Annotated in this window: 13 protein-coding genes; 6 read left to right on the plus strand and 7 right to left on the minus strand. The window is 72.6% G+C overall.

Annotated features, from left to right (window positions below):
- Window positions 1-45: 45 nt before the first annotated feature.
- Window positions 46-687 (minus strand): 1,4-alpha-glucan branching protein, encoded by a 642-nt coding sequence (locus ACIBEA_RS00275; RefSeq protein WP_399256274.1) that lies wholly within the window; start codon window positions 685-687, stop codon window positions 46-48.
- Window positions 688-759: 72 nt separating this feature from the next.
- A complete protein-coding gene (locus tag ACIBEA_RS00280) occupies window positions 760-1,491 on the minus strand; it encodes a MerR family transcriptional regulator (protein ID WP_399256276.1) in 732 nt (243 codons plus the stop codon).
- Between the two features lie 111 nt (window positions 1,492-1,602).
- Between ACIBEA_RS00280 and ACIBEA_RS00285 the strand changes: the two genes are divergently transcribed.
- Window positions 1,603-3,435, plus strand: a complete 1,833-nt coding sequence (locus ACIBEA_RS00285) for an AMP-dependent synthetase/ligase (RefSeq protein ID WP_399256278.1) — start codon at window positions 1,603-1,605, stop codon at window positions 3,433-3,435.
- A 31-nt stretch (window positions 3,436-3,466) separates the two neighbouring features.
- Here ACIBEA_RS00285 and ACIBEA_RS00290 read toward each other — a convergent pair whose 3' ends face one another.
- Entirely contained in the window at window positions 3,467-4,699 is a 1,233-nt protein-coding gene (locus tag ACIBEA_RS00290) for a hypothetical protein (protein WP_399256280.1), read from the minus strand.
- Window positions 4,700-4,776: 77 nt separating this feature from the next.
- Between ACIBEA_RS00290 and ACIBEA_RS00295 the strand changes: the two genes are divergently transcribed.
- The gene (locus ACIBEA_RS00295) at window positions 4,777-5,229 is read left to right on the plus strand and encodes a flavodoxin family protein (RefSeq protein WP_399256281.1); all 453 of its coding nucleotides are present in this window, start codon (window positions 4,777-4,779) and stop codon (window positions 5,227-5,229) included.
- A 21-nt stretch (window positions 5,230-5,250) separates the two neighbouring features.
- On the opposite strand, the gene ACIBEA_RS00300 is transcribed toward ACIBEA_RS00295, so the two are convergent.
- Together ACIBEA_RS00300 and ACIBEA_RS00305 are read right to left on the minus strand one after the other, a co-directional pair.
- Window positions 5,251-5,424, minus strand: coding sequence for a hypothetical protein (locus tag ACIBEA_RS00300; RefSeq protein WP_399256283.1), 174 nt, complete (start codon window positions 5,422-5,424; stop codon window positions 5,251-5,253).
- The gene (locus tag ACIBEA_RS00305) at window positions 5,418-5,648 is read right to left on the minus strand and encodes a hypothetical protein (protein WP_399256285.1); all 231 of its coding nucleotides are present in this window, start codon (window positions 5,646-5,648) and stop codon (window positions 5,418-5,420) included. The genes ACIBEA_RS00300 and ACIBEA_RS00305 overlap by 7 nt, the downstream gene beginning before the upstream one ends.
- Before the next feature lie 132 nt (window positions 5,649-5,780).
- Between ACIBEA_RS00305 and ACIBEA_RS00310 the strand changes: the two genes are divergently transcribed.
- Window positions 5,781-7,124: a hypothetical protein gene (locus tag ACIBEA_RS00310; RefSeq protein ID WP_399256287.1), complete on the plus strand. Its 1,344-nt coding sequence runs from the start codon at window positions 5,781-5,783 to the stop codon at window positions 7,122-7,124.
- 59 nt (window positions 7,125-7,183) lie between these two features.
- Here ACIBEA_RS00310 and sph read toward each other — a convergent pair whose 3' ends face one another.
- Window positions 7,184-8,206 carry a sphingomyelin phosphodiesterase gene (gene sph / locus ACIBEA_RS00315; RefSeq protein ID WP_399256289.1) on the minus strand — a complete coding sequence of 341 codons (1,023 nt, stop codon included), beginning with the start codon at window positions 8,204-8,206 and terminating at the stop codon, window positions 7,184-7,186.
- Window positions 8,207-8,336: 130 nt separating this feature from the next.
- Here sph and ACIBEA_RS00320 point away from each other — a divergent pair, with 130 nt between their 5' ends.
- On the plus strand, window positions 8,337-9,230 hold the full coding sequence (locus ACIBEA_RS00320; RefSeq protein ID WP_399256290.1) for an oxygenase MpaB family protein: 894 nt from the start codon (window positions 8,337-8,339) through the stop codon (window positions 9,228-9,230).
- Window positions 9,231-9,308: 78 nt separating this feature from the next.
- Here ACIBEA_RS00320 and ACIBEA_RS00325 read toward each other — a convergent pair whose 3' ends face one another.
- The gene (locus tag ACIBEA_RS00325) at window positions 9,309-10,865 is read right to left on the minus strand and encodes a M1 family metallopeptidase (protein ID WP_399256292.1); all 1,557 of its coding nucleotides are present in this window, start codon (window positions 10,863-10,865) and stop codon (window positions 9,309-9,311) included.
- A gap of 318 nt (window positions 10,866-11,183) precedes the next feature.
- On the opposite strand from ACIBEA_RS00325, the gene ACIBEA_RS00330 reads away from it, so the two are divergent.
- Window positions 11,184-12,053, plus strand: coding sequence for a hypothetical protein (locus ACIBEA_RS00330; RefSeq protein ID WP_399256294.1), 870 nt, complete (start codon window positions 11,184-11,186; stop codon window positions 12,051-12,053).
- A gap of 126 nt (window positions 12,054-12,179) precedes the next feature.
- The gene (locus ACIBEA_RS00335) at window positions 12,180-14,741 is read left to right on the plus strand and encodes a Tex family protein (protein WP_399256296.1); all 2,562 of its coding nucleotides are present in this window, start codon (window positions 12,180-12,182) and stop codon (window positions 14,739-14,741) included.
- Window positions 14,742-15,002: the final 261 nt, after the last annotated feature.

The following is a 15,002-nucleotide window of genomic DNA, read 5'->3' on the forward strand; positions in this document are numbered from 1 at the left end:
GGCGACGTCAGAGGTCAGTGGTCGGCGGCCGGGGCTTCAGGCTCCTCAGGCTCCGGTCAGCTCCAGTGAGGCGAAGGTGCCGCGGCGTACGGCGCCGTCCGGGGCGGTCCACTCGGCCACCACCCCGGTCGGGTCGGCGTTCTCGCGCAGCACGCGCGTCAGCCCGAGCCGCGCGCCGCCGGGCAGCAGGACCCGGGTGCCCCCGGCGCCCTCGATGACCTCCGGGGTCTGCGAGAGCGGGAAGTCCGCGATCTCCGGGCCGTCGTAGCGCGTGCTCACGGCCGGCTCGGGGACGTCGCTGAGGCTCTGGTGCTGCGCCTCGGCGCGGCCCTGGAGCAGGGTGAGCAGCCGGGCCACGCACACCGGGTCGTGCGCGCCGTCGTACACCCAGCGCAGCCCGAGCACCCCGTGCTCAGAGGTGCCGATCAGGCCCGCCCCGGCCCCTTCGAGCGGCGCCCCGCGGTAGGTGACCGGCACGTGGTAGGAGATCGGGCGCCCGCCCGAGGCGTCGGTGACCACCATGAACTCGATGCCCACCTCGCCCTGCGGATCGTCGAGCCGGAAACCGCCCGCCCGGAGCAGCTCCGGGGGCCGCCCGCTCGCGGTGTACCAGGGTCGCTCCGGCAGCCATGCGGCGAGGAGCTCCAGCTTGCCGGGGTCCATCGTGGTCCTGTGGATGATCGCCATGGCAGGAAAGCTACCCCGCCGTGGCGGCGCCCCCGTACCCGGCCCCACCTCACTGCCGTCCCGGCCCGCCGGTCACTCGGGCGCGGTGAACGCCGCCCGCAACTCGTCCTTGAGCGAGCGCTGGAACGCCGTCACCAGGGCCTGGACCACCATCGGTTGCATGTGCGCGGACAGCGACTTCATCGCCTCGACCCGCTCCGGATCGCTCTCGCCCTGGGTGAAGGGCCCCCAGACCTCGTCCCGGAACAGCGCGGTCAGCTCGTGCGCCGCGGTCCGGGCGTGCTCCATCAACACGGTCCGCGCCGTCATGATCGTCTCGTGTGCGATCGGTACGTCGAGCAGCGCGACCCCGAGTCGCAACAGCCCCGGATCCACCCGGAAGGCGTCCCCGTCCGGCGCCGGCGCCAGCACGTTCATGGCGGTCAGCCGCTGGACGTCGGAGTCCGACAGGGGCCGCCCCACCCGCTTCTCCAGCTCCTCGCGCGAGGACTCCAGCGCCGTGTCGGGGGCCCAGGTCGCCACCAGCGCGCGGTGGATCGCCAGATCGTGCGCGCTGAGGTCGTTCGGGAGCGCGTCGAGGTAGCGCTCGATCGCCGACAGGGTCATGCCCTGGTGCTGCAACTCCTCGATCAGGGCGAGCCGGTAGAGGTGTTCCGGCCCGTAGTGGCCGACCCGCCGCGGTCCGATCGCGGGAGGGGGCAAAAGCCCGCGCGTGCTGTAGAAACGTACGGTGCGGACGGTCACGCCCGCCCGGGACGCCAGCTCGTCGACGGTGAGCGTGGGCTCGGGCGCCTGGGTGGTCATGGTCTGCGCCTCGCTCTCTGATCAGCACGTTGCATTCGGCTCACGTTCGGCCCGTTCGTGTTCAACAGTATTGCTGTCGCACCAACGATGTGAAACGGCCAGGAGCTGCCCATGACGACGAACCTGCGACTGCCCGGAAGCCCCGACGGGATCACCCTGCCCGCGCTGCTCGCCCGCAACGCCACCGACCACGGCGACCTCCCCGCCCTCTCCTGGCGCGAGGGCCCCGGCTGGACCACCCTCAGCTGGTCCGAGGCGCGCCGCAAGGTGGGCGTCCTCGCCGCCGGCTACGCGGCCCTGGGCGTCGAGCGCGGCGACCACGTCCTGATGATGATGGGCAACCGCCCCGAGCACTGGCTCAGCGACCTCGCCCTCGTCCACCTCGGCGCGGTCCCCGTCACCGTCTACGGGACCTCCGCACCCGAACAGATCGCCCACATCGCCCGGCACAGCCGGGCCCGCCTCGCCGTCGTCGAAGGGGCCCGGGAACTCGCCGGCTGGGAGCCGCTGCTCGCGGACCCGGAGGTCCCCCTGGAACGGCTCGTGGTGGCCGAGGCCGCCGACGCCGGCGCGCACCGGACGTACGGCTCGCTGTTCGCCGGCGGCGCCCGGACCTTCCGCTCCGACGCCTTCGAGAAGGGCTGGCGCGAGGCCCGCCCCGAGGACCCGCTGACCGTCGTCTACACCTCGGGGACCACCGGCGACCCCAAAGGGGTCCGGCTCAGCCATCGCAACCTGATGCTCCAGACCGTCCGCCTCGACCGCCACGTCGACCTGCCCGAGCACGCCGAGCACATCTGCTACCTGCCCTTCGCGCACATCGCCGAGCGGGTCCTGGGCATCTACCTGCCGCTGCTGCGCGCCGCCCACGTACGGCTGTGCGCCGATCCCACCGCCGTCGCGGGGGCGGTGCGCGAACTGCACCCGGTGCAGTTCTTCGGCGTGCCCCGGGTCTGGGAGAAGCTCGCCGCGTCCGTACGGGCGGTGCTCGCCGGGCTGCCGCAGGAGCAGCGGAGCGCCATCGAGGCCGCCAACGACACCGCCCGGGCCCGTGCGGGCCACCGCGAGCGCGGCGAGGCGGTCCCGGCCGCCGTCGAGGCGGCCTACGCCCTGGCCAAGGAGCGGGTACTGGATCCGCTGCTGGTCATGGCCGGGCTCGACCGGCTGGTCTGGACGGCCAGCGCCACTGCACCGATGCCGCTGGACGTGGTCCGCTTCTGGGCGGGCTGGGGCATCACCATCATGGACGCCTGGGGGCTCACCGAGACCTCCGGCGTGTGCACCGTCAACAGCGCCGACGGCTTCCGGCTCGGCTCGGTCGGCCGCCCCATCGAGGGGCTGGAACTGCGGCTCGCCGAGGACGGGGAGATCCTCACCCGCGGCGCCACCGTCTTCAGCGGCTACCTGCGCCCGGACGGGACGGTGGACAGCGCGAGCGACGCCGAGGGGTGGTTCCCGACCGGGGACATCGGCCGGATCGACGAGGACGGGTTCCTCTGGCTGACCGACCGGAAGAAGGAACTGATCATCACCTCGAACGGCAAGAACGTCTCGCCCGCCCTGGTGGAGAACACCGTCAAGGAGCACCCGCTGATCGGCCAGGCCCTGGTGCACGGCGACGGCCGCTCCTACCTGGTCGCCCTGCTCGTGCTCGACGCGGAGTTGGCCCCCGCCTGGGCCGCCGCCCACGGCATCGCGGCCACCACCCCCGCCGAGCTGGCCGGACACCCGGAGATCGCGCGGGAGATCGCGCGCGCCGTCGAGGCCGCCAACGCGCGGCTCAACCGTACGGAGCAGATCAAGCGCTACCGGCTGCTCACCGAGGAGTGGGGCCCGGAATCGGGGGAGTTGACCCCGTCGCTGAAACTGCGCCGCCGCGTCGTGCGGGAGAAGTACGGGGCGCTGATCGAGGACCTCTACGCGGAGCCGCACGGGGCTCCGTAGCCCGAAGGGCCGGGACACCGTCTCCGAGGGGTCAGCTCCGGCTCGGCGCGCGGTGCAGGAACTCCAGCCGCTGTTGGGCCATTTCGATGTGCCGGGAGTCGAAGGACCGTAGCGCACGCAGGAACCTGATCAGTTCGGGGGCGGTGTCGAGGGCCGTCCCCTGGTCCCTGAGCTGCGTCCAGCAGTACAGGGCGCCCGCCGCCGCGGCGTGCACCTCCGGCGCGTCGGGGGACTGGCGGGCCAGCCGGATCAGCCCGGCGCTGGTCCACAGCCGGGTCGCGGTCCCGAAGGTCCCCGCCATTCTGGCCAGGTCGGCGCGGATCTCCAGCCAACGGGTCGCCTCCGGCGACCCGGGCCCGGTCTGCTGGACGACGTGCTCCTCCCACGCCTGGGCGAGCGCGGCGGCCTCGGTGTGCCGGCCGGAGGTCGCGAGGGCGTGGATGTGGGGCCGCGGATCCGTGAGCGCGGGTGTGGGCGTGGCCGTGGTCGGGGCTTCGGGAGCGGCGGGGGCGGACGGCTGTGCTGGTGCCGATGCTGCCCCCGGCGCGGCGAGTTCACGGGCGGTCGGCAGGACCACGGTGCCCGGTGGCAGCGCCGCCGCGCCCAGGGCGAGCGCGTGCAGCTGGAGGTTGGCCGGGCGGCCCGGGCTGCTGGCGAGCTGGTCGATCCAGCAACGGGTGTAACCGCTCACGGTGTTGCCGCTGCCGGCGAAGCCGGGCGGGGACACCACCCCGTAGACCTCGGCCGACGGGGTGACGGGCAGGCTCCCGTACTCCTGGAGCAGCGGCCAGGCCGTCTTGTCCGCGACCAGATCGAGGAGCACCGTCGTCAACCCGGCCGGTCTGTCACGGAGTTCCGCGGTCAGCCACTCCCAGGGCAGCGCGGTGTAGCGCACGGATCCGGCGGTCGTGGTGGCCAGGGCCAGGTGCAGCCGGCGACTGCGGCGGTCGACCGTCAACCGGCCCGACAGGTAGACCAGCAGCGGGCCCCGGGTGGCCGCGGCCGCGCGCAGCCGGGTCAGGACCAGGTTCGGGTCCCGGGCCCCGTCGAGGTAGGTCGTGTCACTGGACACCCGGCTGTTCAGCAGCGCCGAGACCGGCACCACCCCCAGCGCGGCCAGATTGGCACTCGGCGCCACCTGCACGGTCCTGCGGTGCACCGCGGGACCTCCCGCTATGAGGAGGACGTGCCCCCGCTGCTCCAGCCCCAAGTTCTGCATGACCAGACCGTACTCACTCCGCGCGCGCGATGTGAGCGCGGTCATGCCGGGACGGTGTCAGATCCGAGGGGGCTGCGCTGTCTTGTCCACAGGAGCGAGAAACGAGAGAAGGGAACGTGAGGATGAAGACCATCATCGTGTGCGCCTCCGTGTCGCACGGCAATACGCGTCGCGTCGCCGACGCCATGGCCGGGGTGTTGGGAGCCGAGGTCGTGTCGCCCGAGCGGGCCGACCCGGCGCGGCTGGCCGAGGCCGACCTCGTGGGATTCGGCTCGGGCGTCTTCTACGGCAGGCTCCACCGCAGCCTGATCGACTTCGTCGAGGCGCTTCCCGCCGGGCGGGGGCGTGCGTTCGTGTTCGCCACCAGCGGTCTCCCCGAGGCGCCGTGGGCCCCCGTCGCCCGACCCGTGACCCGGCTCCTCGAAGCCCGGGGCTTCGCGGTGGAGGCCGCCTTCGTGTGCCGGGCGTTCGACACGTGGGCGCCCTTCGCCCTGGTCGGCGGCCTCAACAAGCAGCGCCCGAACCCCTCGGACCTGGCCGCGGCGCGCACGTTCGCCGAGGGGCTGAGGGGCTGAGGAGGCTGAGGGGGCCGGACGTCACCGCTCGTCCGCGCGCAGGGGCTTGCACGACGGGTCGCGGATGTCGTGGGCCCAGCTGGAGGGCCGGGCACCGGACGCCGAGTGGCGGATGAACTCGTGTCCTCCGGCCGTGATGGGGCGGTCGCAGACCACGCAGATCTGGCCGACGGCCGTCGCCGGTGTGCTCACCACCGCTCCAGGGTGTCCGGGGCCGCGGTGAACTCCAGGCCGTCGGCCCCGCGGACGTACGCGGTCCGCGTGTACGTCCGCTCACCGGCGACCGTGCCGACGAACTCCTCGACGACAGCCATCAGTTCGCCCTCGCGCAGCGTCCTCGGATCGCGTACCGACTGACGCAGGAAGGGGTGGTCGACGTACCCGTAGATCTCGTCCGGCCTGCCCTCGCGCACTTCCATCCCGGGTCTCCTCCCTCGTCGGCGGGATCGGTTCCGCCGCTCCGTGTGAAGAGAGAACCGCGTTCGGCGCTCCGCGAGTACCGTTGGAGGGTCGGAGAAGCATGCAAGCCATGCACTTGTCGGGAGTCGCACATGGCGAACCACTCGCGCACGCCGAATGCCGGCCTGAGGATCCTTCTTGAGCAGGCTGGTTGGTCCCGGACGCAGCTCGCGATGATCGTCGATCGCATCGGCGCGGAAGCGGGGCTCATTCTCACGTACGGGCAACCCGCGGTGTCCCAGTGGATCGCGGGCCACCAGCCGAGGCCTCAGGTCAGGGCGATCATCGTCGAGGCGTTCGAGCGGAAGTTGGGGCGACCGGTCACCTTCGCCGAGGCGGGGTTCACGGCGCCGGCCGGCGCCGAGGGCCCGGACACCGTCCGCGACCTCGTAGACCTCGGAAAGGCAGACATGGATCCGTCCCGACGCGGCATCATCGCCGCAGGCGTCTTCTCAGCCGCGCTCGCCATCCCCCTCTTCCCGACCCTGGCACACGCCGACGGTCCCGAGCCGATAGCGCCCGGGAAGGCCACGACCCGCGTCGGGGCGGCGCAGGTCGCTGCCGTCGAGACGATGACGGACCGGATCGCGGACATCCTCGACGAGCTGGGCGCCGGGCACGCGCGGCCCATGGCCGCCGCGTTCCTCGTCAACACGGTGGGCCCATGGCTGAAGGCCGAGGCCGCGGCCCCCGTTCGGCGCAGCATGCTCGCGGCAGCCTCCGACCTGGTCTATCTCACCGGGTGGATGGCCATGTACGAGCGTCGGCACCGGCTCGGCCAGGAGTACTACATCTCCGCGCTGAGGCTCGCGGGCGAGGCCGAGGAGCACGTGACGTACTGCCGGACCCTGCGCGGCATGTCCTTGCAGGCCTCGAACCTGGGCTACGGGCGGCGCGCCCTGGAACTCGCCGACTCGGCCGCCGAGGCGGCCCCGGCCGCCGGGCCCCGGCTCGTCGCCTTCCTTCGGGGCCAGCAGGCGCACGGGGCCGCCATGGTGGGGGACAAGCGGCAGGCGTTCACCCGGCTGAGGGAGGCGGAGGAGGCGCTCGCGCGGGCCGACGACCGTAGGGAGAGCGTCGGCGGCTACGACCGCACCGCCTACCTCTTCCACGTCGCACACGTCCAGGCCGAGACGAAGGACATGCCGGGGTCCGTGCGCACCCTGCGCGAGTCGATCCGCGTCCAGCCCGCCAACGAGCGGCAGGGCCGCTTGCACGCGTACGGGGTGTTGGCCCAGCGTCAGCTCTCGATCGGGCACGTCGAAGCGGCGTGCGAGTCGTGGAGCCGCTTTCTGGACGACTACGAGGCACTGTCATCGGCCCGCGGCGACGAACACTTCGAGGTCATGAACCTTCGCCTCCGTCCACACGGAAGCATCCGCGCCGTGCGCGACCTCGGCGAGCGCGCGCAGCTGGTGGGGGCGCTGAAGGGGTGACGCGGGCGCCCCCTGCCCCACCCGCAGGGGCGGGTGGCAGGGGGCGGTTCGGCGGTCGGTTACGAGCCGATCAGGGGGTAGTGGTCGGAGAGGTTGGTGTAGGTGTAGGAGGTGCCCCAGCTGGAGACGGTCCAGGGCGCGGACTGCTCCTTGACCACGTTGTTGTTCCAGTTGGCCGGGCGGGCGTTGCCCTTGCGGTAGAGGACGTAGTCGAGGTCCTCGCGCGGGTCGGTCGGGTAGCGGTAGTTCGCGATCGAGTTGGTGGCCGTGTCGAAGGAGTACGGGTGGCCCGTGCGCGAGTCGGCGCCGGCCAGGTCCGCGTCCGCGAGCATGGAGGCGTACTCCGGGCTGCGCGAGTCGACGTTCATGTCGCCCGTCACGATGACCTGTTCGCCCGCCGGGATGTTCTTGGCGTCCAGGAAGGCGTCGATGTTCTTGAACTGGCGGCTGCGCATCTGGGCCGCCTCGCCCGCCTTGCAGCCCGAGTCGGTGGACTGCGCGTGGGTGCCCACCACGTGCACCTTGGTGCCGTTCACGTTCAGGACGACGTACGCGAAGCCCTTGTTGGACCACCAGTCGGCGCCGCACGCGTCCTTGTATATGTACTGCTCCTTGCGCAGCACCGGCCATTTGCTGAGGACCGTGACGCCGCCGTCCTCCGGGGTGGTGGAGGAGTACGCGCCGCTCGTCGCGTCCCAGCCGTCCTTGCTGCGGCCGACCACCGGGGTCTGGTAGGGGTACTGCGCGGCGGCGTTGGCCTTGAGCGCATCCGAGTTGGTGTTGTCGAAGGCCTCTTGGAGGACGACCACGTCGTGCCCCTGGAAGAAGGACGCCTTCGGGATCTCGCGGGCCCTGATGTCCTGGCCCCAGTTGGGGTAGAGGTTGGTGCTCATCAGGAAGGTGTTGTACGTCAGGACGTTCAGGCGCGGCGTCGCGGCCTGCGCGGACTCCGCGGACTGGCCGGACTCTACGGCCGAGGCTGCCGGGGCGGTGGTGACGGCGAGCGCGACGGCCGTCAGGGCGCCGACGGCCGTGGCGGCGGCCTTGGCGCGGCGGGTGCGGCGGGGCGTGCTGGGCAGCATGAGGACTCCATCATTCCTGCGGGGGGAAGATCGGCTGCGCCATCACATCATCTGCAGTTACCTCTGGGTAACACCCAGGACAAGACTTTCCGACGGGGGGACGGACTTCTTGCGCTCGCATACTTGTGCCATGAGTCCCACGCGATCCAAGAGCACCGGAAGTCACTCCGACACCAGTGGTCACATCGCCCCGCCGCCGCCCGGCGGGGTGCTGTGGACCATCGCCGGAGACGTGCGCGCGCTGCTGATGCTGCCGCCCGCCTTCACGATGCAGGTCGCCCATCCGGCGATCGGTGCGGGTGTGGACCAGTACTCCGTCTTCCGCAGCGATCCCTGGGGGCGCGGGGAGCGCTCGATCCGCTCCGTCCAGCTGTGGGTGTACGGCGGCGAAGGGGCCGCGGAGGAGGGGCGCCGGGTGCGCCGACTGCACAAGGAGATCCGGGGCACCGACACCCGGGGGCGGCGCTACCACGCCCTCGACCCGGCCTGCTACGCGTGGGTGCATGCCTCCGGCTTCCCGGTCTACCTCTATGCCGCCCGGTACCTCTTCCGCGCGTTCACCCCCGCCCAGGAGCGGGCCCTCTACACCGAGTGGCTCCAGGTCGGCCGGATCCTCGGCATCCACGACCGGGACATGCCGGCGACCATCGAGGAGTACTGGCCGCACTACCACCGGATGCTGGCCGAGGAGATCGAGTCCACCCCGGTGGCCCGCGAACTGGTCGCCACCGATGTGCCGCTGCCCCGCCCCACGGGCGGGCCGCTGCCGGTGCGGGTCCTCACCCGGCTCGCCTGGCCGCTGCTGCGCACCCTGTTCCTGCGCTTCCGCGCCTTCGCCACCGTCGGCTACATGCCGCCGGAGGCGCGGGCGGCCATCGGGCTGGAGTGGAGCCCGGCCCAGGAGCGCAGGCTGCGCCGCTTCAGCGCGGTCGTGCGGACCGTCGTACCGCTGCTGCCCGAGCGGCTGCGCTACCTGCCCGTGGCCCGGGAGGCCCGGGCACGGTGGCGCGCCGCCGCCCACTGAGGGGCGACGGCGCGCGCGGGACCGTACGGCGACCGGGGGAGCGGTCGCGGGAGCGGCCGGGCGAGCGGCCGGGCGGGCTCAGCGGCCGTGGCCGTGCCCCTGCGTCAGGCCCTGCTCGGTGTCGTGGACGCTGTTCGTCGCGGCGATCTTCTTCCAGGACTTCGGCTCCGCCTTCGGGGCCGCGGCGGGCGCCGGGGCCGCGAGCGAGCGACCCGTCGCGCCCGGCGCCTTCGCCGCCGGGGCGGAGAAGGCGGGCTTGCCCGGGGTGTACAGCCAGGTCTCGAAGAGGTTCGCCAGCGGCTTGCCGGAGACGCGCTCGGCGTAGCGGACGAAGTCGCCCACCTTGGCGTTGCCGTAGGCGCGCTCGGTCGGCCAGCCCTTGAGGATCTTGAAGAACTTCTCGTCGCCGACCTCGTTGCGCAGCGCCTGGACGGCGATCGCGCCGCGGTCGTAGACGGCCGCGTCGAACTGCTTGTCGGCGCCCGGGTCCCCGGGCTTGACCTGCCAGAACGGGTCCTCGGCGGGCCGGTTCGCGTACGTCCAGTCGGCCAGCTCCTGGGCGGTCCCCTCGCCCTCCTTCTCCGACCACAGCCACTGGCTGTAGCGGGCGAAGCCTTCGTTGATCCAGATGTCCTTCCAGCCGTCCACCGAGACGCTGTCGCCGTACCACTGGTGGGCCAGCTCGTGCACGACGACCTGGACGTTGGCCCCGTTCGCGAACTGGCGCGGGCTGTAGAAGGGGCGGGTCTGGGTCTCCAGCGCGAAGCCGCTGGGCACGTTCGGCACGTAACCGCCCAGCGCGTTGAAGGGGTACGGGCCGAAGACCCCCTCCAGCCATTCGGCGACCTCGGTCGTGCGCTCGACGCTCGCCCGCGCCGCGCCCGCGTTGTCCCCCAGGTCCACGCTGTAGGCGTTCAGCACCGGCAGCCCGCTCGCGGTCTTGTCGGTGGTGATGTCGAACTTGCCGATGGCGAGGGTGGCCAGGTAGGTGGCCTGCGGCTTGTTGGAGCGCCAGTTGTAGCGGGTCCAGCCGAGCTTCGAACTCTGCGACTGGAGCACGCCGTTGCTGATGGCCTGGAGCCCGTCCGGGACGTTGATCGAGACGTCGAACGTCGCCTTGTCCAGCGGGTGGTCATTGCTCGGGAACCACCAGATGGCCGAGTCGGGCTCCTGGGCCGCGACCGCGCCGTCCGGGGTGCGCGCCCAGGCCGACCAGCCGTCGACCTTGAACTCCGAGGGCTTGCCCGCGTACTTGACGACCACCGAGGCCTGCTTGTTCTTCTGCAGCGCGGTCGCGGGGGTCACCTCCAGCTCCTGGGTGCCGGTCTTGGCGAACTTCGCCTTCACGCCGTTGACCCGGATCTCGCTCACCTGGAGGCCGAAGTCCAGGTTGAAGCGGGAGAGGTCCTGCTTGGCGGTGGTCAGGAGGGTCGCCGTGCCCTCCAAGAGGTCGGTCTTGGGCTGGTACTGGAGTCTCAAGTCGTAGTGCGAGACGTCGTATCCACCGTTGCCGCTGGCCGGGTAATAGGGATCGCCGATACCCGGGGCGCCCGGAACGGCGGTCGCCGCCGACGCCGGGATCACCAGCAGCAGGGAGGCGGCGAGCACGCTCGGGGCGATGACTTTGCGTCGCACGAAGGACTCCAAGGGGTAGGGGAGACGGTTCTCCTGAGCGGTGTTCAGCTCGGATCAAGGCTTGTGTGTTCGACCGTATTCACCCCTGCGCCCCACGTCATGTCCATGGCCCCTGCTGTCACACGATCGCCATTCGGACGTCACACCACGCCATCCGGACGGCCCCCGGCCAGGTGGGGCGGGGCCGATGGCCGGGGAAGAACGGCCGGATCTCGCGGTCGCGGTCGCGGCGGCCACCGGTCGGGCGCCGGCCGGGCAGGCGTGCGGCAGGCTCCAGCGACCTGTTGTACATACCAATCAGTCGGTAGGGTGCTGGGCATGACGCTCTCCACCCTCCCGCCCTTCGCCGCGCGCCGCTGTTGGCACGCTGCCATCAATCCGCTGCACGCCACCATCTACTTCTCGCCGGATCTCGCCCGGGAACTGGCCCTCCTCGGCATCGAGGGCTCGGCCGCGCCCCTGAGCACCCGCAGCGCCGCCCTGGGCGCGGTCGGCCCCGGCGCCGTGGCCGCGACCTTCTACAACTACAGCCACGCCCACCTCGCCCAGTTCTTCCCCGCGGTGTGGCAGAAGGCGGACCCCGAGCAGGTCATCGCCGCCCGGCTGCGGGCCGTCGACGCGACCCTCACCCGGCTGCTCGGCGCCGAGGTCCTGGCCTCCGCGGAGCTCGCCGAGGCGGCCGACCTGGCGATGCGCGCCACCGAGGGCTGCACCCGGCACGGGCGCCCGCTCTACTCCGCCCACGCCGACCTGCCGGTCCCCGAGGCCCCGCACCTGCGCCTGTGGCACGCCACCACCCTGCTGCGCGAGCACCGCGGTGACGGTCACCTGGCCGCCCTGCTCATCGCCGGACTCGATCCCGTCGAGGCCCTGGTCAGCCACAACGCCACCGGCCACGGCATGACCTCGAAGTGGTTGCGGGCCACCCGCGGCTGGAGCGCGGCCGACCTGGCGGCCGCCGCGGACCGGCTGCGCGAGCGCGGGCTCCTCGACGCCGACCACGAGCTGACCGAGGCCGGTACGGCGCTGCGCGAGCGGCTGGAGGCGGACACCGACCGGATCGACGCGGCCCCGTACGAGCACCTCGGCGCGGCCGGCCTGGCCCGTCTGCACGAGCTGGGCGGCGCCCTCGTCGTCCGGGCCATCCGCGCCGGCGCCTTCCCGGCCGACCTCACCGGCAAGGGCTGACGCCGCCGGGGAACGGCCCGGCCCCGCCGGTCGATCGGCAGGGTTCCCGACCTCCGCCACCGCCACCTGCCACAATTGGCAGCTTCCAGTGCAGTGCGGCAGTGCAGACGAAGGCGGGACCGGAACGTGACGACGTCCATCGAAGGCAGGATCGCCGAGGAACTCGGCGTACGGGAGCGGCAGGTCAAGGCCGCCGTCGAGCTGCTCGACGGCGGCTCCACCGTGCCGTTCATCGCGCGCTACCGCAAGGAAGCGACCGAGCTGCTCGACGACGCCCAGCTGCGCACCCTGGAGGAGCGGCTGCGGTACCTGCGCGAGCTGGAGGATCGCCGCGCCGCGATCCTGGAGTCCGTGCGGGAACAGGGCAAGCTCGACGACGCCCTGACGGCCATGATCAACGCGGCCGACACCAAGGCCCGGCTGGAGGACATCTACCTGCCCTTCAAGCCCAAGCGCCGCACCAAGGCGCAGATCGCCCGCGAGGCGGGCCTGGAGCCGCTCGCCACGGGGCTGCTCGCCGACCCCTCGGTGGATCCGATCGCCGCGGCCGGCGCGTTCGTCGACGCCGACAAGGGCGTCGCCGACCCGGCCGCCGCGCTCGAAGGCGCCCGCGCCATCCTCACCGAGCGGTTCGCCGAGGACGCCGACCTGATCGGCGAGCTGCGCGAACGGATGTGGACCCGGGGCCGGATGGCCGCCAAGGTGCGCGACGGCCAGGAGGAGGCGGGCGCCAAGTTCGCCGACTACTTCGACTTCGCCGAGCCCCTCACCGCGCTGCCCTCGCACCGCGTCCTCGCCCTGCTGCGCGGCGAGAAGGAGGACGTCCTCGACCTCACCCTGGAGCCCGAGGCCCCCGAGGACTCCACGGCCGCGGCGACCCCCGGCACCTCCACCTACGAGGGCATGGTCGCCCGCCGCTTCGGCGTCGCCGACCGCGGTCGGCCCGGGGACAAGTGGCTGGCCGACAGCGTCCGTTGGGCCTGGCGCACCAAGATCCAGGTGCACCTGGGGCTCGACCTGCGCACCCGGCTGCGCCAGGCCGCCGAGGACGAGGCGGTCCGCGTCTTCGCGTCCAACCTGCGCGACCTGCTGCTCGCGGCGCCCGCCGGTACCCGCGCCACGCTGGGCCTGGACCCGGGCTTCCGCACCGGCGTGAAGGTCGCCGTCGTGGACGCCACCGGCAAGGTCGTGGCGACCGAGGTGATCTACCCGCACGTGCCGGCCAACAAGTGGGACGACTCCCTCGCCAAGCTCGCCCGGCTCGCCCGCGAGCACGCGGTCGACCTGGTCGCCATCGGCAACGGCACCGCCTCGCGCGAGACCGACAAGCTCGCCGCTGACCTGATCGCCCGGCACCCCGAACTGAACCTGACCAAGGTGATGGTCTCGGAGGCGGGCGCCTCCGTGTACTCGGCCTCCGCCTTCGCCTCGCAGGAACTCCCGGACATGGACGTGTCGTTGCGCGGGGCCGTCTCCATCGCCCGCCGGCTGCAGGACCCGCTCGCCGAACTGGTGAAGATCGACCCGAAGTCGATCGGCGTCGGCCAGTACCAGCACGACCTGTCCGAGGTGAAGCTCTCCCGCTCCCTCGACGCGGTCGTCGAGGACTGCGTGAACGGCGTCGGCGTGGACGTCAACACCGCCTCCGCGCCCCTGCTCTCCCGGGTCTCGGGCATCAGCGGCGGTCTCGCCGAGAACATCGTCGCCCACCGCGACGCCAACGGCCCCTTCCGCAGCCGCAAGGCGCTCAAGGACGTGGCCCGGCTCGGCCCCAAGGCGTACGAGCAGTGCGCCGGCTTCCTGCGGATCCGCGACGGGGAGGACCCGCTGGACGCCTCCAGCGTGCACCCCGAGTCCTACCCGGTGGTCCGGGCGATGGGGAAGACGGCGGGCGGCCAGGTGGCCGCGCTGATCGGCAACACCGCCGTACTGCGCTCCCTGCGCCCCGCGGACTTCGTCACGGAGGCCTTCGGCCTGCCGACCGTCTCGGACATCCTGCGCGAGCTGGAGAAGCCGGGCCGCGACCCGCGACCCGCCTTCAAGACGGCCACCTTCAAGGAGGGCGTGGAGAAGATCGGCGACCTGGCCCCCGGGATGATCCTGGAGGGCGTGGTCACCAACGTGGCGGCCTTCGGCGCGTTCATCGACATCGGCGTCCACCAGGACGGCCTGGCGCACGTCTCGGCGCTCTCGAAGACCTTCGTCAAGGATCCCCGCGACGTGGTCAAGCCGGGTGACATCGTCCGGGTGAAGGTCATGGACGTGGACATCCCGCGCAAGCGGATCTCGCTCACCCTGCGGCTGGAGGACGAAGGGGCGGACCGCGCGGCGGGCGCCCCGCGGCCCCGCCAGGAGCGCGGCGAGCGGGCTGCCGGCGGGCGCCCGCCGCAGCAGCGCGGCAGCGGTCAGGGCGGCCAAAGCGGCCAGGGCGGCCAGGGCCGCGGCGGCGCGGGCAAGGGAGCCGGCACCGGCAACGGAGGCGGCGACGGAGGCGGCAACGGAGGCGCGAGCAGGAGCGGCAACGGCGGCGGCGCGGGCGGCGGCGCCCGGGGCGCGTCCGGCGCCCGCGGTGGTGCGGGCGGAGGTCAGGGCGCCGGCAAGAGCGCTCCGGCGCCGGCCAACAGCGCCATGGCCGATGCCCTGCGCCGGGCCGGTCTGACCGGCCCGGAGGAGCGCCGCGGGCGCTGACGCCCGACGACCCCGGCGGCGCCGGGGTCTGATGTGCAGGTCGCAGGTCGCAGGTCGCAGGTCGCAGGTCGCAGGTCGCAGGCCCGGGCAGGAAGGACTGGCTGAATAACCCCCCTGCCCGGGGGCGCACCTTGCCAACTCCGGCACCCGATCTGTAGGCATGTGGGAACGCCCGTTCGCCATTCGGCGCGCGGGCTTCCCTGATCCCCCCTCAGGACGTCATGCCCACATCAGCCCCTGCCTATCGACGCTGCCCGGGAA

The sequence above is a fragment of the Streptomyces sp. NPDC051555 genome, assembly GCF_044454405.1.
GTDB lineage: Bacteria > Actinomycetota > Actinomycetes > Streptomycetales > Streptomycetaceae > Streptomyces.

Excerpts from the sequence above, each read along its gene's own strand:
- ACIBEA_RS00295 (WP_399256281.1), top strand. The coding sequence starts at position 4,777 with ATGAAGACCATCATCGTGTGCGCCTCCGTGTCGCACGGCAATACGCGT.
- ACIBEA_RS00275 (WP_399256274.1), bottom strand. The coding sequence starts at position 687 with ATGGCGATCATCCACAGGACCACGATGGACCCCGGCAAGCTGGAGCTC.
- ACIBEA_RS00330 (WP_399256294.1), top strand. The coding sequence starts at position 11,184 with ATGACGCTCTCCACCCTCCCGCCCTTCGCCGCGCGCCGCTGTTGGCAC.
- ACIBEA_RS00305 (WP_399256285.1), bottom strand. The coding sequence starts at position 5,648 with ATGGAAGTGCGCGAGGGCAGGCCGGACGAGATCTACGGGTACGTCGAC.
- ACIBEA_RS00280 (WP_399256276.1), bottom strand. The coding sequence starts at position 1,491 with ATGACCACCCAGGCGCCCGAGCCCACGCTCACCGTCGACGAGCTGGCG.
- ACIBEA_RS00285 (WP_399256278.1), top strand. The coding sequence starts at position 1,603 with ATGACGACGAACCTGCGACTGCCCGGAAGCCCCGACGGGATCACCCTG.
- sph (WP_399256289.1), bottom strand. The coding sequence starts at position 8,206 with ATGCTGCCCAGCACGCCCCGCCGCACCCGCCGCGCCAAGGCCGCCGCC.
- ACIBEA_RS00320 (WP_399256290.1), top strand. The coding sequence starts at position 8,337 with ATGAGTCCCACGCGATCCAAGAGCACCGGAAGTCACTCCGACACCAGT.
- ACIBEA_RS00290 (WP_399256280.1), bottom strand. The coding sequence starts at position 4,699 with ATGACCGCGCTCACATCGCGCGCGCGGAGTGAGTACGGTCTGGTCATG.
- ACIBEA_RS00310 (WP_399256287.1), top strand. The coding sequence starts at position 5,781 with ATGGCGAACCACTCGCGCACGCCGAATGCCGGCCTGAGGATCCTTCTT.